The following is a 22,527-nucleotide window of genomic DNA, read 5'->3' as shown; positions in this document are numbered from 1 at the left end:
TCAACGACCATCAGTCATGGTGAGGTCCTTCTCAACAGCTCAGTTCCACTTCACGATCCCGGATCGTTTTTGCAATGGGATCATGAAAGACTCTGAGAATGTACTTGATGACATTTTGTTGCCTTTTCACCCGCTTAACCGGGTAGAAGCAGTAGACTTCTCCACGCTCTCTTTTCAAAGTAATCCGGCATGTTGGCGGGATATGCCAATACATAAACCGCTTTCTGACCATATACATGGGTGAAGCTCCTGTGGGGGAAAGCGTCCTTTCCGATACAACAGGCACTCCATGCTCTGCAATTGAGTGGAGCATTAGTCCACTCACTTTCAGAAAAGTTCCCGACAACATAACAAAATTATTTACCCTTGCGATGTTCCCGAACCTGATCGTAAGCTGCCTGAATTTCCTGGGTTTTCTGCTTGGCGACTTCCATCATCTCTTCGGGCAGACCTTTGGCCACCAGCTTGTCGGGGTGATGCTGGCTCATCAGCTTTCGGTAGGCTCTTTTCACTTCACTGTCCGTCGCAGCAGGCTCGACACCCAGTACTTCATAAGCTTTGGCAAGACTTTGCCCACTGTCCGGGCGCGCCCAGCCGCCGCCCTGCTGACCCCCTGCCTGATAATACGCTCTCTGGGCCTGAAACCTTTTATGAAGTAACTCAAAACTGATCTGGCTGACACCCAGTTGCTCACATATCTGCCTGAAAACAACCCGTTCAGCCTGAGTCAGGCTGCCATCGGCATAGGCAGCCTGCAACTGAATCTCAAGAAACAGAGGAATCAGCGTACTGGAACCTGCCACCCTGCGAAACTCAGCCAGGGCCGCACTGATATCAGCATTGGGCTGTTTACCCTGGTTAAAAAGATTGATCGCAGCCTCACGCTGATCCGGCGATAACCGCATCTGATTCATAATGGCTGATGCCATTTCAATCTCATGCTCACTGACTCGCCCGTCAGCTTTGGCCAACCGGCCCATAGCCAGAAAAGTGGCCTGAAAAAATGCACTCTGGGCGCGCTGACGATCAAAATACCCACGGGGACCACCACCGGCCCGTTGGTTAGGATTAATGTAATTCCGATTGATCCAGGCACCCAGAATGCCACCAAATACTGCCCCGAAAGGTCCTCCAGACATAAAACCGATGAATACACCGATCAGAATTGCTGTCATTTTACTCTGCTCTGATTTAAATGTTTTTCCAGACTCTGCAATCGTTCCACTGTGCCGACATCGGTCCAGAGTCCGCAATAATGTTCGCCCGTTACTTTGCCCGAGGCCATGGCATCAATCAACAGAGGTGCCAGCCTGAACGCTCCGGATTTACAATGCGCAAAGAGTTCGGGTGACAAGACACTCATTCCACTGAAAGTCAGCTTGTTCTGACCATCTGCCTGAACCCGACCGAGAGAGTCCAGGGCAAAGTCCCCGACTTCCTTGAAGTCAGGATTATCCACCAGCACCAAATGGGCCAATCCCCTGAGTGAACCTGACAAAGAGTGAAAGGCGTAGTCGGTATAAACATCGCCATTAACCAGCAGAAAAGGATCATCGCCCAACAGCGGCAATGCTTTGAACACACCGCCACCGGTTTCCAGGGGCTCAGGCTCCGCTGAATAGTCAATGTTCAGCCCCCAATGGCTCCCATTGCCCAGGGCCGCAACCAGTTTTTCTCCCAGCCAGGCGTGGTTAATCACGATATCGGTGAAGCCACTCCCGGCCAGTTTTTCCAAATGATGCACGATCAGTGGTTTACCGTTCACTGGCACCAGTGGCTTGGGTTTTTCCAAAGTCAGCGGTCTGAGCCTTTTTCCCAGGCCGGCAGCCAGAATCATTGCTTTCATTGTTCAGCCTCTTTCCTTGTCGCCGTAATACACTCTTCAAGAATGGGTGCCACAGACTGCCTGAGCCATTTACCATGAAAAGCCAGCTCTTCGTAGCGGTCACAGACATCCATAACATAGGCGAATGTTGCTGGAATCTCCGGCAGGTATTGGGGCTTGTTATCCCGAAACCAGAGTCGGGAGAATATTCCGAGGCACTTGAGGTGTCTTTGCAGTCCTATCCAGTCAAACCATTTGAGACTGGTTTCAAAGTTCAGCTCTTTCAGCCGGGGGTGAGACTGGATAAACATTCTCAGCCAGCTTTCTACCTTTTGCCTGGGCCAGCTGATGTAACAATCCTTCAGCAAAGAGACAACGTCGTACAATACGGGACCATGAAGGGCTCCCTGAAAATCAATGACGCCCAGGTTCCCTTCGGCAAGCACCATCAGATTTCTGGAATGAAAGTCACGGTGAACAAACCCTTTGGGTTGTTGCAAGGCTGCCCCGGTCAGCAGTTCAAACAACTGGTCGAGCTGCTGGCTGGAATTGCTGTCAATATCCAAACCCAACAGTTCTTTTAAAAACCACTGGGGATAAATGTCCAGCTCAGTCATTAACAACTCACGACTGTAGGGAGGCAGAGTATCAGGCTCACAACGCTGGATTTGCAGAATAATAGCCAGAGCTTTTTTGTAGAACTGATCCGCATTGTTGTCGTCCAGGGCTTCCAGCAACAAGGTGTCGCCAAAGTCATCCACCAGCATAAAGCCGGACTGATAATCCACCGCGTGCACATCCGGCACACAAATGCCCTGAGCCTTGAGCAAACCGGCGATAGCGACAAAAGCACGGGAATCTTCGGTTTCCGGCGGGGCGTCCACTGCCAGTAATGAGCCTTCTGGCACCTGCACTCGATAATAACTCCTGAAACCTGCATCACCACCTACAGGATTCATCTGAGCGGCCTGGGTGGGTAACGTCTGACCCGGTGCTAAAGTTTTATACGCCCATTGTTCCAGTTGCTGGAGACGATCGTGAGCAGAAGTGGTCACTTGCTTGCATATCCTGTGTTAAATTCGAGCTGAACGACTGAAGGCTTAACATCAATGTGTGAAATGTATTGCACTGAAAGACAGAGTAACACAGACTAGTAAGGGTGATAACTGAGCCTTAAACCATGCACAGAAACCAGCATCCTTCTGAAACAGTCAGCCGGACCATAAGTCATGGTAAACAGCCATTAACCATGGTAAATCGATTTATCTCACTCCGACTCAAACCGGAGTCAAGGAAAAACCCTCAAATTATGGTAATAAGAACGGCACGGGATAGTTGAGCTCATGGAGAAACACCCTCTACCTTTCAAACCAAGGACATTACCCCTGGCGATTGCTGCCGTGTTGCTTGCCAGCCAGCCTGCCACCCGGGTTTATGCCGAATCCTCGCTGTCACCTGATGATCAGTGGAGCTGTAAAGCCAACCCTGATGGTTCTGGCTGGCAGTGTTCAGTCGAACCCGTCAAGCCAACGGTTATGAAACGGGCGTCTCGTCCTGCTGCACAGGTTGTCACCGAGCCCACTGGCGACAAAAGCAACCGTCAAACACCGACGGTAGCCACCAGCAACAGCCGCGCCAACCTCCGGACAACACTGGATTGGGTACCTAAATCCCAACTCAGCAGGAAAGAACAGAAAGCTCTGGATCAGACAACGCCCTGGTGTACAGGTGACTATTCAGAGCCTCCCCGCCCGGGCAAACACTTCAAAGGGGATCCTGACTCAGCTCCCATCATTGCCGAGTCCGATGAATCCTCCTATGACCAGGACGAGACAGCGACCCTTACCGGCAATGTTTCTATCAGACAGGGCAATCGCCAGATTCAAAGTGATATCGCCAGGGTGAATCGTGCTACCCATTATGCCGAGTTTGAAGGCAACGTGGTTTTCCGCGAGCCTGGCACCCTGCTGGTGGGTGATTATGGCGATATGCTGCTCGATACTGGCCGGGCTACCTTCGAAAATGCCAGTTACGCCCTGCATGGAGCCCATGCCAGAGGAAGCTCCAAAGAAATCATCCGGAACGAGGACTCTTCACTGGTACTGGAAGATGCCTCGTACACTACCTGCCGCCCCGGTGATGAAAGCTGGCTGCTGACCGGCAAGAATGTCACCCTGGATCACAATACCGGTTACGGTACGGCGCGTGACGCCGTTATCCGGGTTGAAGGGCTGCCAATCTTCTACGCCCCCTACCTGTATTTCCCGATTGATAGCCGCCGTCAATCCGGCTTCCTGTACCCGAGCATAGCCGTAGATGGTGAAAGCGGTATGGACTTAACCCTGCCCTATTACTGGAATATTGCCCCGAATTACGATGCCACCATCACGCCTCGCATTATCACCAAACGAGGCCTGCTGCTGGAAAACCAATTCCGCTACATGAACAAAAGTGGTGAAGGCGAAGCGGGCATTGCCGGGCTGATCGGCAAAGACAAGCTGGAAAAAGAAAACCCTTATTACGATCAGGAACGCTGGCTGGCTAATGTACGCTACCAACAGCGTTTTTCTGAACGCTGGACTGCTGAGCTCGACTACGCCGATGCCAGCGACAAAAACTATATTGAGGACTTTGGTACTAGTCTGAACCTGTCCAGCACCGGTCCACTGAATCAAAAGGTAGGCACCCAGTATCTGGGTGGCAATACCTACAACAACTGGACCTTCAGTCTGAATGCTCATCAATTCAAAAACATGAATCAGACTGCGGACGACCCCTATAACAAGCTTCCACAGCTGGTCTTCAGCGGCAACTGGCAGGCCGGTGAAACATTGAAGGTCAGCTACCTGGCGGATTACACCCAGTTCAGCCGGGCTGATGACTGGCGCTTTGTCAGAGAGGTTGAGCACCCGGATTTTGATGACCCGGATATCAGGCAAAGTGTTTACGATGAAGGCTACGGCGTCAAAAAAGCCGAAGGTGGTCGGGCTTATGCTCAGGCGGGTGCCAGTTATCCAATGCAGACTATCTGGGGTTTCCTGACACCTGAAGTAAAAGTTCGCAGTGTTAACTACAACCTCAGCAATCTGGTGGCCAGTGAAGTTGTCAACGATCTTCAGGGAGCCTACGGCGAGTCTGTTATTGGCCCGGATGACTTTACCAAGTCTCCAAGCACCACAGCCGGTTCTTTCAGTCTGGACAGTGGCCTCTACTTTGAACGCTTTACTAACCTGTTCGGCACCGACTTTACCCACACTCTGGAACCCAGGGCCAAGTACCTCTACGTGCCTTATGTCGAAAACCAGGAATACAACCCGACTTTCGACACCGCCGCCATGGGCTTCACTTACAGTTCGCTATGGCTGGATAACCGCTTCAGTGGCTATGATCGCATTGGCGATGCCAACCAGCTCTCGCTTGGGGTCACCACCCGCCTGATTGAGGACGATGGCTTTGAACGAATGCGCTTTGGTATTGGCCAGATTGTCCATTTTCGGGACCGTGAGGTCTATATAGCGACCAATTTAGGTTTCGAGAAAGTGCCAATCCGGGACATTGAGGAAAACCATGCGGCCATGGACGACAGGCTCAGAAGTGAGCTGACCGATCCAACGTCGCCCCTGGCCTCGGAATTCATCTACAATTTCAATCGCGCCATGAGTGTGAGACAGGATTTCTCCTGGAATACCAACGAGAATCGTCTCGACAACTACGGTCTGTATTACCGCTGGAAGCCTGAACAGCGCAAGACGTTAAACCTGGGTTTCCGCTTCAGGGATCAGGTTGATCGCTATGTTCAAGATGAAGATGGCCATAACGTGCTTATCGACCCCACCGATCCCGGCAAAGGTTTCCAGACCCATGGTAATAACCTGAAACAGACCGACCTGTCTTTTGCCTGGCCGATCCCCATGACCACCAACTGGGTGGGTCTGGGTCGCTGGCAATATGATTTAACCAATGAAAGGAACCTTGAGAGCCTTGCTGGTGTCGAATACAACAGTTGCTGTTATCAGGTTCGGTTTTTCTGGCGTTCATGGATCGAAACAGACGATAATATTGACCACCCTGATCCGAAGAGCGGTATTTTCTTCCAGTTCATCCTTCGTGGACTGGGTAATATCACCGGTAGCTCCGGAACGGAATACTTGCAAGCTATCCAAGGTTACGAGATTCACGAGAAGTAATGATGAAGGGATTGAAAAATCTGTTCTTTGCCGCCTGCTGCGCTCTGTCAGTGGTCGGCGGTACGGCTAACGCCAAGCCGGTACCACTGGATCGCATTGTTGCCGTCGTCGACAAAGACGTGGTAATGGAAAGCGAACTGAATAACCGTATCGAAGCTGTACAGCGTCAGTTGGGCAGCCGTGATATTCCCATGCCTCCTGACAACATCCTCAAGAAGCAGGTCCTGGACCAGCTGATCCTTGAGAACCTGCAATTGCAGATGGGTCAGCGTGGTGGCATCCGTATTGATGATTGGACGTTGAATGACGCCATCAGCAAAATCGCCAAACGTAATGGCATGTCGGTCGAGGAATTCAAGAAAAATCTCGAATTAGACGGCTTGTCATACGCCGATGCCAGGGAGGAGATTCGTCGCGAGATGATTATCAACCGCGTGCGTCAGCGCCAGATTGCCCAGCGCATCCAGGTCAGCGAGCAGGAAGTGGATAACTTCCTCAAGTCGCCAGAGGGTCAGGCCAGCATGCAGGTGGAATATCGTCTGGGCCATATTCTGATTGCCACACCGGATAATCCGACACCAGACCAGGTTCGGGAAGCTGAGAAGAAAGCCAACAACATTTCTATTCAGCTTGATAAAGGTGCCAACTTTTCCGAAATGGCGCTGACTTACTCCAGCGGCCAGAGCGCCTTAAACGGGGGCGACCTCGGCTGGCGCTCTGCTGACCAACTGCCCACCCTGTTTGCCGAACAGGCGCTGAAAATGAAAGACGGAGAAGTATCGGCACCGATACGCACCCCCGGTGGCTTTCATATCTTCAAGCTGATCGACTCTCGCGGTAATGAAAAGCACATTCAACACCAGATACACGTTCGTCATATTCTGATCAAGCCCAACGAGATTCGCAGCGATCTTGAAGCGCAGATGCTGGCCAAAAGCCTTTATGACCGCATCGAACAAGGTGAGGATTTTGCCGAACTGGCCAAGGCCTACTCTGACGACACCGGCTCAGCTTTGAATGGCGGCGACCTGAACTGGGTTTCTCCCAAGTCTCTGGTTCCTGAATTTCAGAAAGCCATGAAAGAGACGCCTGAAAAAGTCATCAGCGAACCCTTCAAGAGTTCTTACGGCTGGCACGTACTGCAAGTACTGGGCACCCGTAATTCAGATATCAGTGAACAGGTCCGCAGGAACAAGGTGCGTGAAATCCTGGGCAACCGCAAGTTTGAAGAAGAACTTCAGGTGTGGTTGCGTGAAATCAGAGATCAGAGTTACGTAGAAATTCGTCTCTGAGGCACTCTTCACCTTAAAAACGTTCACCTTAAAAACGTTCACCTTAAAAAATTAACGCCCCGGTTCTCTGGGGCGTTGCTTTTTTATAGACTCGGTGAACTGCCTATTCCCTGACTCTATGGCTGACTTATGAAAAGCAACCCACTGCCCAGACTGATTATTACCTCAGGTGAACCTGCGGGTATCGGACCCGACCTCTGCCTGCAACTGGTGCACCAGACTTTTCCAGCACACATCGTGGTCGCTGCCGACCCTGAGCTTCTGGCAGAGCGTGCGGACACCTTGGGAATGGATGTAACCTTTGAATTATTCAACCCCGATAACACAGAACCCACTGCGGCAGGTACGCTTCTCGTTGCGCCCTTCTCTTTACCCAAACCCTGCTCTGCCGGGCAGCTGGATACAGCCAATAGCTCCTACGTTCTGGACATGCTGAGCTACGCCGTTGCAGGCTGCCAGAGTGGCCTGTTTGACGCCATGGTCACCGCCCCTGTCAGCAAGGAAGTGATCAATAATGCTGGTATCCCCTTCAGTGGTCACACTGAATTTCTGGCTGAGCAAACCGACACTCAAAAAGTCGTTATGATGCTGGCAACAGAAGGTCTCAGGGTCGCCCTGGCTACCACCCACCTGCCCCTTAAAGAGGTCTCGTCTGCCATCACAAAAACCTCTCTGGAAGAAGTCATCAGGATTCTTCACAGGGATATGGCGACAAAATTTGCCATTGAGCATCCCAGGATTCTGGTCTGCGGTCTTAACCCTCACGCTGGAGAAGGCGGCCACCTTGGCATGGAAGAAATTGAAACCATTATTCCGGTTCTCAATCAGTTAAATCGCGAAGGTATGAATTTAGTAGGCCCCCTGCCAGCAGACACACTCTTTAACCCCAAATACCTTGAAAAGGCCGATGCTGTTCTGGCGATGTATCACGACCAGGGCCTGCCGGTTCTCAAGTACAAAGGCTTTGGCAATGCCGTCAATATCACCCTGGGTCTGCCCATCATTCGCACCTCTGTCGATCATGGCACAGCACTGGATTTGGCGGGTAAAGGAAAAGCTGATGCGGGCAGCTTGTTTACCGCTATTCGTTATGCGCTCGATATGCGCTCGGTATAGCTCGGCGATATAGTTCGGCGATATGTTCGGTAGCCAAAAGAGTGATCTGTCGCTATCATAGCGCCCCCTTTATTAATCGAAAGAAAGCATGGCTGAGATTCCCTACCACAAGGCCCGTAAACGATTTGGTCAGAACTTTCTGCACGATCACGGTGTCATTCAACGGATTATCCGTTCCATACACCCAAAAGCGGGCGACCGAATTGTGGAAATTGGCCCCGGTCAGGGTGCACTGACCGAGTTTCTGCTGGACGGTGCCGGGCAACTGGATGTGGTTGAGCTGGACAGAGACCTGATCCCGACTCTGAAGCTCAGGTTTGGCCTGAACCCTGAGTTCAGGATTCACGAAGGCGACGCTCTCAAGTTCGATTTCTCCTCTCTTATTAAAGAAGGTGAAACACTGAGACTGGTGGGCAACCTGCCCTACAATATATCCACTCCGCTGATTTTCCATCTACTTGAGTTTCAGGGACTGATCAGCGACATGTATTTCATGTTGCAAAAAGAAGTTGTGGAAAGACTGGCAGCCCAGCCCGGTGAAAAGCACTATGGGCGACTGGGCATCATGGCTCAGTACTATTGCAAGGTAGACAACCTGTTTATTGTGGGGCCGGGCTGTTTCAAACCGGCTCCCAAAGTTGACTCCGCTATTGTAAGGCTTGAGCCTTATAAGGAGCTGCCTTACCCGGCAAATGACGTCAAACTGTTGGAAAGGGTGGTTCGTGAAGCTTTTCAGCAACGTCGCAAAACCATGCGAAACACGCTGAAAAAACTGATTTCTGCCGATGAACTGACTGAACTGAGCATCGACCCCACGAGTCGTCCTGAGACGGTGACTCTGCCTGAGTTCGTTGCTATCGCCAATTATCTGCATGCATCAGCCAAAAACAACTAAAATAATTTTTTGATCATCGGGAGATTATTGTTAATGACCGTATACGCCGTAGGTGATATCCAGGGATGTTACGAGCCTCTCAGGCGCCTGCTCGACAAAGTGCAGTTCAAGCCTGGCCCTGACCAGCTGTGGGTGGCAGGAGATATGGTCAACCGCGGCCCTGACTCATTGGCCACGCTGCGCTACCTGAAAAGTCTCGGTAGCGATTGCACTGCTGTTCTGGGCAATCACGACCTGCACCTGCTGGCTGTTGCTGCACAGGTTCGTCGACCCAAAAAAAAAGATACGTTAGCCCCCCTGCTCAGTGCCCCCGACCGGGACTCACTGATTGACTGGTTAAGGCACCGACCACTGATACATCGTGATAAGCAACGTAAAGTCACCATGGTGCATGCCGGAATTCCTCCCATCTGGACCCTGAAACAGGCCTGCCTGTACGCAGGCAAGCTGGAGGAAGTGCTTCAGGGAGAAAACTATCGGGAGTTTCTTCAGTTTCTATTCAAATCAGATGCCATCAGCTCTATGGAAGAAGCTTATACCCGTCGAGCCAAACTCAAACTGACCGCAACTTATCTGACACAGATGCGCTTTTGTGACCGATATGGTCGGCTTGATCTTGATAACAAGACCGCCTCTGCCAGAAAGACATTCGCTCCCTGGTACAGTTTTCCTGATAGCCCCATCTATAAAAAACGCATTATTTTCGGTCACTGGGCAGCCCTGGAAGGTAACAGTCAGCGCAAAAAAATGCATGCTCTCGATACCGGATGCGTTTGGGGACGCTGCCTCACGGCCCTGAATCTGGACGACTACAGTACCACTTCAGTGGACTGTTGCTAATTTTGCCCAAGTTTCCCTAAGGTCTCACACACTACTCGCCGACAAAGCCATTAGCGCTATTAAACGGAACTGGCTAGATATGGCACGCAAAAAAACAAAAACAGCCACGTTTGTCTGGGAAGGAAAAGACAAGAGTGGCAGGAAGACCAAGGGAGAACTCCAAAGTAGCAGTATTGCCCTGGTCAAGGCCGAACTTCGTAAACAGGGAATCAACTCAACAAAAGTCAGAAAAAAGGGTATGTCGCTGGGCACCAAAGGCGGCAAAATCAAGCCCATGGACATTGCCCTGTTTACCCGCCAGCTAGCCACCATGATGAAAGCGGGTGTCCCCTTGCTCCAGGCTTTTGATATCACTTCTGACGGTATCGAAAAGCCTGCCATGAAAGACCTCATTGGCAAAATCAAGACGGATGTCGCCGGTGGTTCCACTCTGGCTGACGCCTTGAGAAGCCATCGACTTTATTTTGATGACCTCTATTGCAACCTCGTTGCTTCCGGTGAGCAGTCAGGTTCACTGGAGTCACTTCTGGACAGAATTGCCACCTATAAAGAAAAAACGGAAGCCCTCAAGGCAAAAATCAAAAAAGCGATGAAATATCCCATTGCGGTTGTCGCTGTTGCCATGATCGTAACCGGCATTCTACTGATCTATGTAGTGCCTCAGTTCGAGGAGGTATTCCAGGGATTTGGCGCTGAACTGCCCGCGTTTACCCAGCTGGTTATCGGTATTTCTGAAGCAGTTCAGAGTTCATGGCATATAGCAATAGCCGCGCTTATTGTCTTTGGATTTATATTCAAAAAACTGTTACAGAAGTCCAAAGCCACCAGAGACAGAATGGATCGAATCACTCTTAAGATCCCGGTGCTCGGTGAAATTCTTGATAAATCAGCGGTAGCCCGGTTCGCCAGAACCCTGTCGACGACCTTTGCCGCCGGTGTTCCCCTGGTGGATGCCCTTGAATCGGTGGCTGGGGCTTCAGGTAATATCGTCTATTTCGATGCCACCCAGCAGATTAAGGAAGACGTATCCAGCGGTCAGCAGCTGCAATTTGCCATGAGAAATTCTGGCATCTTCCCGGCCATGGCCATCCAGATGGTAGCCATTGGTGAAGAATCCGGTTCTCTGGATGAAATGCTCAACAAAGTCGCCACCTTTTATGAGGACGAAGTCGATAACATGGTGGATGGCCTGACCAGCTTGATGGAACCTATGATCATGTCGGTTCTTGGGGTATTGGTCGGTGGTCTTATTATTGCTATGTACCTGCCTATCTTTCAGTTGGGGTCTGTGGTTTGAGTTATTTTTGTTAAGGGGGATTAAAACTGTTTACAGATGGATCAAAATATCGACACGAAAACAGCTTGTTAGTCTACAGCCCTTGTTTCATGGGGCTGTCTGTCAGCACTCTTAATCCACTCACATTCAGAAAACGGGTATGTGTAAACAGTTTTAATCCGTCTTAACAGAAAACAACCCTTGAGGTTTGCAAATTAGTAGCCTTCTGACTACGATCCTGTCATGAAGTATGAGATTATCCGCACCCGGGAATTTGACCGCTGGGAGTCCCGACTGAAAGACCGGCAGGTGCTGAGAGCTATCACCATGCGTCTGGCTCGTGCAGAGGCTGGCAACCTCGGTGATGTAAGATCCGTGGGTGGCAATATCAGTGAAATGCGGATATTTGTCGGCAAAGGCTACCGGCTTTATTTCACTGTCCGTGGTGGGCGACTGATCATCCTATTGTGCGGTGGGGACAAATCCAGCCAGCCCCGGGATATTGAAACAGCCAGGGAGATACTGCAAAATCTGGAGGAATAAACTGTGAACGAATCGTTGAAACCTTACAACCCTTTTGACAATGCCCTGACCGATGACGACATTCCCTGGTTTCTGACAGAAGCCTACCGGGATAATGACCCCGGTGTTTTTATTGTGGCCCTTGGGCATGTGGTTAAACATAAAGGCGTGGCACAACTGGCTGAACAGACCGGCCTGAACCGGGAAAGCCTGTACAAAGCCTTTAACGGCAAGGTTCAGCCCCGTTGGGATACTGTGCATCGACTGCTTAAAGCGCTGGGAGTTCAGCTGGAGATCGCCGCCTGACAGTCAGGCTCGCGCCAGTGCATCTTCGCCGGAATTGCTAACCATGTTGACTCCCTGCCCAGAACAAGGAACGAATGTCTCATTAATGGACTCAGGCCGTCTGTCGAGCCCGAGCCAAGTACCCGTACTCCTCCAGTTTGTTTAATAACGAGAAATGAAAGAAAAGTGATAAATAATGATCCGCCTACCAACCCCCTCAAAAAACTCCAACCTCTCCCCAGATTTTGACTAACCTGATTTCTCAATAAACATTTCAACGACTGGTAAGCCAGACCTTGCAACCCAAAAAACCATTGATTTTGACCTTGGTTATTGCCTTTTCTGTGCATTACTCTCATGGCCACGCTCAGGAAAACAGGTTGCCTTTGCTCTTCGCTTTGGCACTTCAGCCTGATGATAACCTGAAAGTTGGCCTTCACTTCTTGGGCGTCGAAGCTAAGGCTTACTGTCGAGCCGCCTCTGATGAGGGTTCTGGCAGTGAAGAGAGCGGAGGGACCGATGAAAACAGCGACAACCATTCAGACGAAGACGAAGACGAAGATGAAGATGAAGATGAAGATGAAGATGAAGATGAAGATGAAGATGAAGACGAAGCTGATACTGATGCTCAGTGTGTAAATACGACACCTGACCCTTTTCGGGCACTAAACGAAATCAGTGAGTATTGTGCGACTCTGTGCCAGAAAATGATTAACCAGGAGTCCATTTCAGGCGGTGAAATACCCACTGAGTCAGAAGCAGAAGTGACAGAAGCAGGCTCTGCTAACACCCCGGAAATCAGCCCACCTGCTTACAGCACCGACCACATGGGTCACCTGAAAACACACAAACAGACCCACCTGCCTATCGACCAGAGAGCCAAAAGACGCAAGGTGCACCAGTGTGACCATAAGGGCTGCAACTACAGCAGCAATCAGGCGTGCAATCTGAAAACGCACAAACAGACCCACCTGCCTGCCGACCAGAGAGTAAAAAAAACCAAGGTGCACCAGTGTGACCATGAGGGCTGCAACTACTGCACTGACCGCAAGAACAATCTGAAAAATCACAAACAGACCCACCTGCCTACTGACCAGAGAGAGAAGGTGAGCCACTGTGACCATGAGGGCTGCAACTACAGCACCAGCCACATGGGACAACTAAAAATGCACAAACAGACCCACCTGCCTGCCGACCAGAGACCCAAGGTGCACCAGTGTGACCATGAGGGCTGCAACTACAGCACTGACCGGACGAGCAGTCTGAAAGCGCACAAACAGAGCCACCTGCCTACTGACCAGAGAGACAAGGTGAGCCACTGTGACCATGAGGGCTGCAACTACAGAACCGAGCGGATGTACAACCTGAAAGCGCACAAACAGACCCACCTGCCTGCCGACCAGAGACCAAAGGCACACCAGTGTGACCATGAGGGCTGTGACTTCAGAACCGAGTTCATGGGCAGTCTGAAAACTCACAAACAAACCCACCTGCCTCCTGACCAGAGAGCCAAGAGACCCAAGGTACAACAGTGCGACCATGAGGGCTGCAACTACAGCACTAGCTACAAAAGCCATCTACAAAGGCACAAAAAGACCCACCTGCCTGCCGACCAGAGATCTAGGAAAACCAAAAGGAAAGACTATGACCAGCCGCCACCTAACAAGAAAAGAAAGAAAAGTGATAAATAATGATCCGCCTCCCAACCCCCTCAAAAAACTCCAACCTCTCTCCAGATTTTGACTAACCTGATTTACCAATAAACATTTCAACGACTGGTAAGCCAGGCCTTGCAATCCAAAAAACCACTGATTTTGACCTTGGTCATTGCCTTTTCTGTGCATTACTCTCATGGCCACGCTCAGGAAAATAGGTTGCCTTTGCTCTTCGCGATGCTTTTTATTGAGGTCTCATCCACAAAAAAAGTTTACGTTAGGGAGGCTAATGCCCTACCACTCCCTGGCACACAGTGTTGGCACACTGAAACACCGCAAGAACAAGTGTGCTTTGGAAATAACCAACTCACCCGGATAAGACTTCTGGCTGACGCTAACCTGAAGATTGGCCTTCACTTCCCGAGCGTCGATGCTAAGGCTTACTGTCGAGCCGCCGCTGATGAGGATTCTGGCAGTGAAGAGAGCGGAGCGACTGATGAAAACAGCGACAATCCTTCAGGCCAAGACCAAGACGAAGCTGATGCCGAAACTGATGCCGAAACTGATGCTCAGTATCTAAACACGACACTTAACCCTTTTCGAGTATCCAATGAAATCAATCAGTGTCGTGCGACTCTGGAACTGAAAAAGATTAAGCAGGAGCCTGTTTCAGACAGTGAAATACCCACTGAGTCCGAGGTAGACGAGTCAGAAGCAGACTCTGCTAACCACCGGGCGGGCCATCTGAAAAAACACAAACGAACCTACCTGCCTGCCGACCAGAGACCCCAGGTGCACCAGTGTAACCATGAGGGCTGCAACTACAGCACCCATCGGATGTACAACCTGAAAGCGCACAAACAGACCCACTTGCCCGCCGACCAGAGAGCCAAAAGACCCAAAGTGCACCAATGTGACCATGAGGGCTGCAACTACATCACCAGCCAGGTGAACAATCTGAAAAGGCACAAAGAGACCCACCTGCCTGCCGACCAGAGAGTCAAAAGACCCAAAGTACACCAGTGTGACCATGGGGGCTGCAACTACATCACCAACCAGCTGAACAATCTGAAAAGGCACCAACAGACCCACCTGCCTGCTGACAGGAGACCCAAAGTGCACCAGTGTGACCATGAGGGCTGCAACTTCAGCGCCAACCAGGAGGGCGACCTGAAAAAGCACAAACAGATCCACCTGCCTGCTGACCAGAGAGCCAAAAGACCCAAGGTGCACAAGTGTGAGCATGAGGGCTGCAACTTCAGCACTGACCGCAAGAACAATCTTAAACAACACAAACAGATCCACCTGCCTGCCGACCAGAGACCCAAGGTACACCAGTGTGACCATGAGGGCTGCAACTTCAGCACTGACTGGAAGAGCAGTCTGAAAAAGCACAAACAGACCCACCTGTCTACTGATCAGAGAGACAAGGTGAACCACTGTGACCATGAGGGCTGCAACTACAGCACCGATCGGATGTACAACCTGAAATTACACAAACAGATCCACCTGCCCGCCGACCAGAGATCCAGGAAACCCAAAAGGAAAGCCTGTGACCAGCCGCCATCTGACGAGAAAAGAAAGAAAAGTGATAAATAATGATCCGCCTCCCAACCCCCCTCAAAAAAAACCTTCAACCTCTCTCCAGATTTTGACTAACCTGATTTCTCAATAAACATTTTAACGACTGGTAAGCCAGGCCTTGCAATCCAAAAAAACATTGATTTTGACCTTGGTCATTGCCTTTTCTGTGCATTACTCTCATGGCCACGCTCAGGAAAATAGGTTGCCTTTGCTCTTCGCTCTGGCACTTCTGCCTGACGATAACCTGAAAGTTGGCCTTCACTTCCCGGACGTCAAAAACAGGCTGCTACTGACGTTTGTTACAGATCCCCTTTTCCTAGTCCGGGATGTACTACCGGAACTCGACTCTAAAGTTAAAACGATCGCCACTGAGATACAGCAAGGCGACGATCAGCAACGTCAAATCATTGAAACTGCCAAACAAAGAGGCAGCCTGATGCTCTCTCGCTTTAGAGACCGGCTTGAAGAACCAGGAGAAGAGAGCATTGAAGAAGAGAGCGAGGCCATTGACTGGTGGGAGTTGAAGCAAGAACCCGAGGCGAACCACTCCGATATGCCAGAAGTTTGTTTTGGTGATGACATCCTCTTAAAGCCAGACTCTCGCTATTGCTTTTCTCCTGACTCTGGCGTCGAGATTATGGCTTATAGTCGGGCAGCCTGTGATGAAGGTTCTGGCAGTGAAGACAGCGGTAGCTCTGATGAAAATAGCGACAATCGTCCTGACGAGCGCGAAGCTGAATCTGATGTTCAGTGTGAAAACACGACACTTGATCCTTTTCGGGCATTAATCGAATTCAGTCAGTTTTGCGCAACTCTGAGACAGGAAATGACTAACCAGGAGTTCATTTCAGACAGTAAATTACTCACTGCATCAGAAGTAGACGTGACAGAAGCGGACTCTGCTAACCAGAGAGCCAAAACAGCCAAGCTGCACGAGTGTGACCATGAGGGCTGCAACTACGGCACTTATCGCAAGGAGAATCTTAAAAAGCACAAACAGAACCACCTGCCTACTGCCCAGAGAGACAAGGTGAGCCACTGTGACCACGAGGGCTGCAACTACAGCAGCAATCAGGCGTGCAATCTGAAAACGCACAAACAGACCCACCTGCCTGCCGAGCAGAGAACCAAAAGACCCAAGGTACATAAGTGTGACCATGAGGGCTGCAACTACTGCAGCGATCAGGCGTGCAATCTGAAAACGCACAAACAGACCCACCTGCCTGCTGACCAGAGAGTCAAAAAACCCAAGGTGCACAAGTGTGACCATGAGGGCTGCAACTACAGCACTGACCGCAGTAACAATCTTAAACAACACAAACAGATCCACCTGCCTGCTGACCAGAGAGAGAAGGTGAGCCACTGTGACCATGAGGGCTGCAACTACAGCACCGAACAACCGAACAATCTGAAAAAGCATAAACAAACCCACCTGCCTGCTGACCAGAGACCCAAGAGAACCAAGGTATACCGGTGTGACCATGAAGGCTGCAACTACAGCTCCTACTATTTGGGCACTCTGAAAGCGCACAAACAGACCCACCTGCCCGCCGACCAGAGAATCAAAAAACCCAAGATACACCAGTGTGACCATGAGGGCTGCAACTACAGATCCAACCATTTGGGCACTCTGAAAGCGCACAAACAGACCCACCTGCCCGCCGACCAGAGATCCAGGAAACCCAAAAGGAAAGCCTGTGACCAGCCGCCATCTAACGAGAAAAGAAAGAAAGCTGATAACGACTGATCCGCCTCCCAATCCACCTAAAATAAACCTCCACCCTCGCAGAGAGGGTGTCGCAGAGCGTGGGAACGAGGGAGTTTTAATCCCTCTTAACAGCAGGTGTCGGCTCACAAAAGGAAAGATCACACCGGAGAGAAATCCTGCCCTGAACGCCGGAAGACTGTGGCAAATGCGAAGGCTCTGTCGTCTCACAAAAGAAAAAATCACACCCCAGAGCCAACCTGCCCCGTGTGCCAGAAGCCCCTGCCAAACGCGAAAGCCATGCCGGTTCACAAAAGAAAAGATCACACCTCAGAGCCATCCTGCCTTGAGCGCCAGAAGACCCTGGTATATCCGAAGGCCCTGTCGGTTCACAAAAGAAGAGATCACACCTCAGAGCAAACCTGCCCTGCGTATCAGAAGACTCTGGCAAACGCTCAAGCTCTGTGCAGGACATATCCTGGCCTGAGTTTTTTTGCCGACCAGCACGGGTACACTGCTTTGGCCTTGCTCCCGACTGCAAGTATCTGTCAGTGGTTGAGCCAGGGGAGCTGGCGCTAACACCAGAGGCATTTTGGCCGCTATCAACCTGCCGGAAAGAATCAGTAAAGGTGTTTGCATTGTCGGCAATTATTTCGTTGGAGGTATTATCATTGTTTCTGGCTACAGACCCCTGCGCTGAAGGCTCTTCTGTAGGAATGCAAGGCAGCAACAATGTACACAGTCTATTTGAGAAGCGCATTAATTCATTGGACGACGGGTGTAGTTCAAGTTGTGTAAGGGTATCGCGAAAAGGGATGGAAAATGTCAATGATGGTGCAAACATCAGAATATCACGGATTATGACTGGATCTGGTATTGCCCTTAACAGTTCACAAATGGATTCAAGTGGATTCGAATAAAGCAGGAATAGCTGCACAAAGTACTCAGTAAGGCAACGTTTTTCAAACTGTCCTATAGGTGGCTGCCGGTCAGATTGATTGACCCTGTGGATGATGTTCAGAACGATCTTATGCAAAATCATCAGGTTGTTATTGCCAGCTTCGGGCAGTGACCAGTCAGGTGGAATCATCGGTTGCAGTGAAGACAGAATGTCAGGGTCATTCAACGTCCGTGTTTCATCACTTGTGGCCTCTATCAGCTGTTCGAGAAACCGGTTGCGCAATGAATCCTCATTGAAAGAACGCTGTAGTTGCAGTATTGCCTCAAGCGGAGTGACAGTCTCCCCTATGGAGTTTGTGCTTTTTGTTACCAGAACCTGCAAACGCTGAGGCGTGTCCAGGTCATCCAGTATTTGCCTCAGCTTAAAAACGGCATCGGGATCGCCGCTTTCAATGATGGCTATAAGCAGGTTTGCAAGTGCCTGAAGTTCTTGAGTCGAAGCATTATTTTCACTCTCTTCTCCATTGTCGTCTTTTCTGTTGTTACCATCCCCGCTGCCATTATTACCGTCTCCCGGTGATTGGCTCTCCTGGTCTTCAGGTTCTTCTCTTTTCCCCTTCTGATGGTGGTTATTTTCGTCCTTTGATCCTGCATCCGGTGGGCTACCAGAGGGTTGGCCATGCACATTACCTGCCTGCAGGCCAGTACGCTCAAGAAATTTAGACATTAGCCATGTGATAACGGGTTTCAGGATGACCAGGTCTATCTCGAATAATCCTGATGGCCTGCTACCTCCCCAGGGTGGCGGGGGAGGCGAAAAGAAAACACCCCCGTGCCCGCCCGGATTATGTCGATCCGTGATGGTTGTGGAGTGGCATAGCGGCACAAACAGTACAGCCAGCAGGAAAAGAACAAATGCTCTGAATAAACGGTAAAAATGCATTCAAATTTTTCTGAAAATCTTGTGTTAATAATGCCAACCCTGCCCTCCCTGTCTGATACAAAACGCCCGGACAACCTCTGCTGACCGATTGCTCTGGAAAAATGGAAGGGACAATATTGACCGGTTTTATTATTCGCAGGACAAACAGAGAATAGCCAAGAATTTCTGAATTGCTATGTGGGTTACCGGTTCTGTGATAGTACATCATTTCAATGAGTTTGATGTGAACAATCTACGTTCATCCTGAGCGCCCTTCGACTCCGCTCAGGATGCACGGTCGAAGGATGTGGACTCCGAACCAACAAGAAAGACCGTGCCCGACACCCTTCGACTTCGCTCAGGGTGAACGGAGTTTGGGTGCCATTAATACAGGGAACCCATCAATTACATTGAAACCGTGTACTAGTTTGCTAGGTGAGGTATGCATTCCCACGCAGAGCGTGGGAACGAGGGGTGTACGGATATCAAAGCTTGACTGCATTACTGACATCTCATTGTTATGTTGGCTGACCACTATGTTATGAACTTTATACAGGGCGGTGACTCTGAACAACACCTGTAAATAAAAGAAAAAGGACTTGCACCATGACAACACCGGTCAGCAATAGTTCAAATAACGGATTGCTCCCAACAACAGATATAGCCACAACACAAAACACGTCCGATGTACAAACACCTGGAGCAACGTGTTTTAACAGGTCTGTGAAGTGTATAAAGCCATCAGTATCTATAAACATTGATAGATCCGAAAAAAGAAAGATTACTTTCTCTGGATTTCATGCGAGTGGCTTGGAGAATAGAGTGGTATTAAAGTATATCCCTTTTGAAATAGACGGCAGTGTTTTTGATTGTATCGATGGCAATGAAAGAGATAATGAGCTGGCAGAAAAAATGATAGATATTAGTGATGACTGGCCAAGAACCTCTTTCTCTTTTACTATCAAAACACAAGATGGAAATCACGATTATAAGCCTTCACTTCTATGGCAAGAACGATTATTACGATGTATAAATGTAGGATTGCAATCTTTGTTCGATGACTGCCCTCCAGATAGAGTAGTCCCCTTGTTAGGAAATAAGACTGTTGCTGAGATTTATAAAGGTAAAAAAACCCCGGTAGTTTGCCATCAGTTTGTGAACTTTATGGAATTTAATTCAACTTCATTCCTAGATAAATTCAGCATCAAGTTTACAAACTTGAAAAGTTTAGATATAAACAACCAGTTCACTCCTATCACAATTTTAAAAAACAACGACATCGTTCATACGTTTATTCACATTGGAAATAATATTTGCATAAGTAAAGTGGGAGACGGGAATATTTTTTTCCATACCGCTGAAGATATATTGAGTCTTTATCAGGAGTATTTTGAAACCCCTTTGAGTTTGGCGATTGCAACCATTCAACCTTTACAGTAGTTGTGTGGCACCTAACGCTTGGGTTAGCCACCTCTCACTGTTAAATTGGCTGACCATTATGTTATGAACTTTATATAGGATAGTGACTCTGAACAGTATCAATAAATAAAAGAATAAGGAGTTGCATCATGACGACACCGGTCAACAGTAGTTCAAATAAAACATTGCTCACAACAACAGATATAGCTTCAACACAAAACCCGTGCAGCTCACAAACATCTGGAGCAACGTGTTATAACAGGTCTGTGGAATGCGCAAAGCCATCATTATCTATAAAAATTGATAGATCCGAAAAAAGAGAGACTGCTTTGACTGGGTTTCATGCGAGTGGCTTGAATAATAGAATAGCATTAAAGTATATCCCTTTTGAAATAGACGAAACCGTTTTTAATTGTATCAATGGTAATGAAAGAGATTATGAGCTAGCAAGGAAGTTGATTGACATTACTGACTGGCCAGAAAAGACTTTCACTTTTAACATTAAGACAGAAGATGGCGATCACGACTATCAACCTTCACAACTATGGCAAGAACGATTCTTAAGATGTATAAACTTGGGATTGCAGACTTGTTTCGATGACTGCCCCCCAGATAGATTAGTTCCTTTGTTAGAAAATAAGACTGTTTCTGAAATTTACAAAGGTGAGAAAATCCCAACAACTTGCACTCAATTTGTCTTCTTCATTGAATTTAATTCAAATTCATTTAATGATAACTTCCGTATCGAACTTAAAATATTAAAAGATTTAGATATAAAAGATCAATTTATTCCTATTGCAATTTTAAAAAACAACTATATCGTGCACATGTTTATTCACATTGGAGATAATGTTTGCATCGGTAAAATGGGAGGTGGCAATATTTTTTTTCACACGGTTGAAGACATATTGAGTCATTATCAGACGTCTTTTGAAACTCCTTTGAGTTTGGCGATTGCAAATATTCAACCTTTACAGTAGTTGTGTGGCACCTAACGCTTGGGTTAGCCACATCTCACTGTTAAATTGGCTGACCATTATGTTATGAACTTTATATAGGGTAGTGACTCTGAACAATATCAATAAATAAAAGAATAAGGAGTTACATCATGACGACACCGGTCAACAGTAGTTCAAATAAAACATTTCTCTCAACAAGCGATATAGCTTCAACACAAAAACCGTGCAATTCACAAACATCTGGAGCAACGTGTTATAACAGATCTGTGGAATGCGCAAAGCCATCATTATCTATAAAAATTGATGAATCCAAAAAAAGTGAGACTGATTTCACCAAGCTTCATGAGAATGGCTTGAAGGATAGAGTGGTATTAAAGTATTTCCCTTTTGAAATAGACGGCACTGTGTTTAATTGTATCGATGGTAATGAAAGAGATAATGAGCTGGCAAAAAAAATGATTAACATTTGTGATGACTGGCCAAACAGCGCCTTCTCTTTTAACATTAAAACAGAAGATGGCGATCACGACTATCAACCTTCACATTCATGGCAAGAACGACTCTTAAGATGTATAAATGTAGGATTGCAATCTTTGTTCGACGAGTGCCCCCCAGAGACAGTTCCTGTATTAGGAAAAAAAACTATGGGTGAGATCTATAAAGGTAGAAAAATCCAACCAACTTGCTTTCAATTTGTAAACTTTATGGAATGTAATTCAAGTTCATATCATGACAACTTCCAAGTTAAATTTACAACCTTAAAAGAATTAGATAAAAACCATCAATTCACACCTCTTGCGATTTTGAAAGATAACGACATCATTCATATATTTATTCACATTGGAGATAATGTTTGTATAGGTAAAATGGAAAGTAGGAATATTTATTTCCATACTACTGAAGACATATTGAGTCATTATCAGGCGATTTTTGAAACTCCTCTGAGTTTAGTGGTTGCAAAGATTCAACCTTTACAGTAGTTGTAAGGCTCAGAACCCCACACTCACTGGCAAAGCATTCAAGAAGAAATGTCAAAAGCTGACATGCCCAAGGATACAGGTGACCAGGTTACGCTTGTTAGGGGCTTTCTCAGGTGCCAAAATCCGACTAAAGTGTAATTTTATGCGAATTTGGCTAAAAAAAGC

19 protein-coding genes are annotated in these 22,527 nt (G+C 48.5%); 14 read left to right on the top strand and 5 right to left on the bottom strand.

Annotated elements, in window-relative coordinates; translation table 11 throughout:
• Positions 1 to 31 precede the first annotated feature (31 nt).
• The 4 genes from K7B67_RS05255 to K7B67_RS05240 all read right to left on the bottom strand — a co-directional run bounded on the left by K7B67_RS05255 (position 32) and on the right by K7B67_RS05240 (position 2,880).
• Complete coding sequence (locus tag K7B67_RS05255; protein WP_252179317.1) at positions 32 to 238, bottom strand: hypothetical protein; 207 nt, start codon at positions 236 to 238, stop codon at positions 32 to 34.
• A 118-nt stretch (positions 239 to 356) separates the two neighbouring features.
• On the bottom strand, positions 357 to 1,175 hold the full coding sequence (gene djlA / locus K7B67_RS05250; RefSeq protein ID WP_252179316.1) for a co-chaperone DjlA: 819 nt from the start codon (positions 1,173 to 1,175) through the stop codon (positions 357 to 359).
• The gene (murU, locus tag K7B67_RS05245) at positions 1,172 to 1,846 is read right to left on the bottom strand and encodes an N-acetylmuramate alpha-1-phosphate uridylyltransferase MurU (RefSeq protein ID WP_252179315.1); all 675 of its coding nucleotides are present in this window, start codon (positions 1,844 to 1,846) and stop codon (positions 1,172 to 1,174) included. Before murU ends, djlA begins: the two co-directional genes overlap by 4 nt.
• Positions 1,843 to 2,880 (bottom strand): phosphotransferase, encoded by a 1,038-nt coding sequence (locus tag K7B67_RS05240; protein WP_252179314.1) that lies wholly within the window; start codon positions 2,878 to 2,880, stop codon positions 1,843 to 1,845. Before K7B67_RS05240 ends, murU begins: the two co-directional genes overlap by 4 nt.
• Before the next feature lie 288 nt (positions 2,881 to 3,168).
• Between K7B67_RS05240 and K7B67_RS05235 the strand changes: the two genes are divergently transcribed.
• From K7B67_RS05235 to K7B67_RS05185, 11 genes are all read left to right on the top strand, one after another.
• Positions 3,169 to 6,012, top strand: coding sequence for an LPS-assembly protein LptD (locus K7B67_RS05235; RefSeq protein WP_252179313.1), 2,844 nt, complete (start codon positions 3,169 to 3,171; stop codon positions 6,010 to 6,012).
• Positions 6,013 to 6,014: 2 nt separating this feature from the next.
• Positions 6,015 to 7,304, top strand: a complete 1,290-nt coding sequence (locus tag K7B67_RS05230) for a peptidylprolyl isomerase (protein WP_252180529.1) — start codon at positions 6,015 to 6,017, stop codon at positions 7,302 to 7,304.
• 129 nt (positions 7,305 to 7,433) lie between these two features.
• Positions 7,434 to 8,420, top strand: coding sequence for a 4-hydroxythreonine-4-phosphate dehydrogenase PdxA (pdxA, locus tag K7B67_RS05225; RefSeq protein WP_252179312.1), 987 nt, complete (start codon positions 7,434 to 7,436; stop codon positions 8,418 to 8,420).
• Between the two features lie 88 nt (positions 8,421 to 8,508).
• Complete coding sequence (gene rsmA / locus K7B67_RS05220) at positions 8,509 to 9,315, top strand: 16S rRNA (adenine(1518)-N(6)/adenine(1519)-N(6))-dimethyltransferase RsmA (RefSeq protein ID WP_252179311.1); 807 nt, start codon at positions 8,509 to 8,511, stop codon at positions 9,313 to 9,315.
• A gap of 33 nt (positions 9,316 to 9,348) precedes the next feature.
• Positions 9,349 to 10,155: a symmetrical bis(5'-nucleosyl)-tetraphosphatase gene (locus K7B67_RS05215; RefSeq protein ID WP_252179310.1), complete on the top strand. Its 807-nt coding sequence runs from the start codon at positions 9,349 to 9,351 to the stop codon at positions 10,153 to 10,155.
• Positions 10,156 to 10,234: 79 nt separating this feature from the next.
• A complete protein-coding gene (locus tag K7B67_RS05210) occupies positions 10,235 to 11,452 on the top strand; it encodes a type II secretion system F family protein (protein ID WP_252179309.1) in 1,218 nt (405 codons plus the stop codon).
• A 222-nt stretch (positions 11,453 to 11,674) separates the two neighbouring features.
• Positions 11,675 to 11,974, top strand: a complete 300-nt coding sequence (locus tag K7B67_RS05205; protein WP_252179308.1) for a type II toxin-antitoxin system RelE/ParE family toxin — start codon at positions 11,675 to 11,677, stop codon at positions 11,972 to 11,974.
• 3 nt (positions 11,975 to 11,977) lie between these two features.
• Entirely contained in the window at positions 11,978 to 12,259 is a 282-nt protein-coding gene (locus tag K7B67_RS05200) for an addiction module antidote protein (RefSeq protein WP_252179307.1), read from the top strand.
• Between the two features lie 275 nt (positions 12,260 to 12,534).
• The gene (locus K7B67_RS05195) at positions 12,535 to 13,929 is read left to right on the top strand and encodes a hypothetical protein (protein ID WP_252179306.1); all 1,395 of its coding nucleotides are present in this window, start codon (positions 12,535 to 12,537) and stop codon (positions 13,927 to 13,929) included.
• A 99-nt stretch (positions 13,930 to 14,028) separates the two neighbouring features.
• Complete coding sequence (locus K7B67_RS05190) at positions 14,029 to 15,492, top strand: hypothetical protein (protein ID WP_252179305.1); 1,464 nt, start codon at positions 14,029 to 14,031, stop codon at positions 15,490 to 15,492.
• A 103-nt stretch (positions 15,493 to 15,595) separates the two neighbouring features.
• The gene (locus K7B67_RS05185; protein ID WP_252179304.1) at positions 15,596 to 17,224 is read left to right on the top strand and encodes a hypothetical protein; all 1,629 of its coding nucleotides are present in this window, start codon (positions 15,596 to 15,598) and stop codon (positions 17,222 to 17,224) included.
• Positions 17,225 to 17,300: 76 nt separating this feature from the next.
• On the opposite strand, the gene K7B67_RS05180 is transcribed toward K7B67_RS05185, so the two are convergent.
• Complete coding sequence (locus tag K7B67_RS05180; RefSeq protein ID WP_252179303.1) at positions 17,301 to 19,025, bottom strand: hypothetical protein; 1,725 nt, start codon at positions 19,023 to 19,025, stop codon at positions 17,301 to 17,303.
• Positions 19,026 to 19,610: 585 nt separating this feature from the next.
• Here K7B67_RS05180 and K7B67_RS05175 point away from each other — a divergent pair.
• The 3 genes from K7B67_RS05175 (at position 19,611) to K7B67_RS05165 (ending at position 22,362) form a co-directional block, all read left to right on the top strand.
• The gene (locus tag K7B67_RS05175; protein WP_252179302.1) at positions 19,611 to 20,444 is read left to right on the top strand and encodes a hypothetical protein; all 834 of its coding nucleotides are present in this window, start codon (positions 19,611 to 19,613) and stop codon (positions 20,442 to 20,444) included.
• Positions 20,445 to 20,572: 128 nt separating this feature from the next.
• Positions 20,573 to 21,403 (top strand): hypothetical protein, encoded by an 831-nt coding sequence (locus K7B67_RS05170; protein WP_252179301.1) that lies wholly within the window; start codon positions 20,573 to 20,575, stop codon positions 21,401 to 21,403.
• Between the two features lie 128 nt (positions 21,404 to 21,531).
• Complete coding sequence (locus tag K7B67_RS05165) at positions 21,532 to 22,362, top strand: hypothetical protein (RefSeq protein WP_252179300.1); 831 nt, start codon at positions 21,532 to 21,534, stop codon at positions 22,360 to 22,362.
• Positions 22,363 to 22,527 lie beyond the last annotated feature (165 nt).

It is taken from the genome of Endozoicomonas sp. 4G (assembly GCF_023822025.1).
In the GTDB taxonomy this organism is placed as follows: Bacteria; Pseudomonadota; Gammaproteobacteria; order Pseudomonadales; family Endozoicomonadaceae; genus Endozoicomonas_A.
Note: the sequence above shows the minus strand (reverse complement) of the source record. Positions and strands in the feature narration are given on the sequence as shown.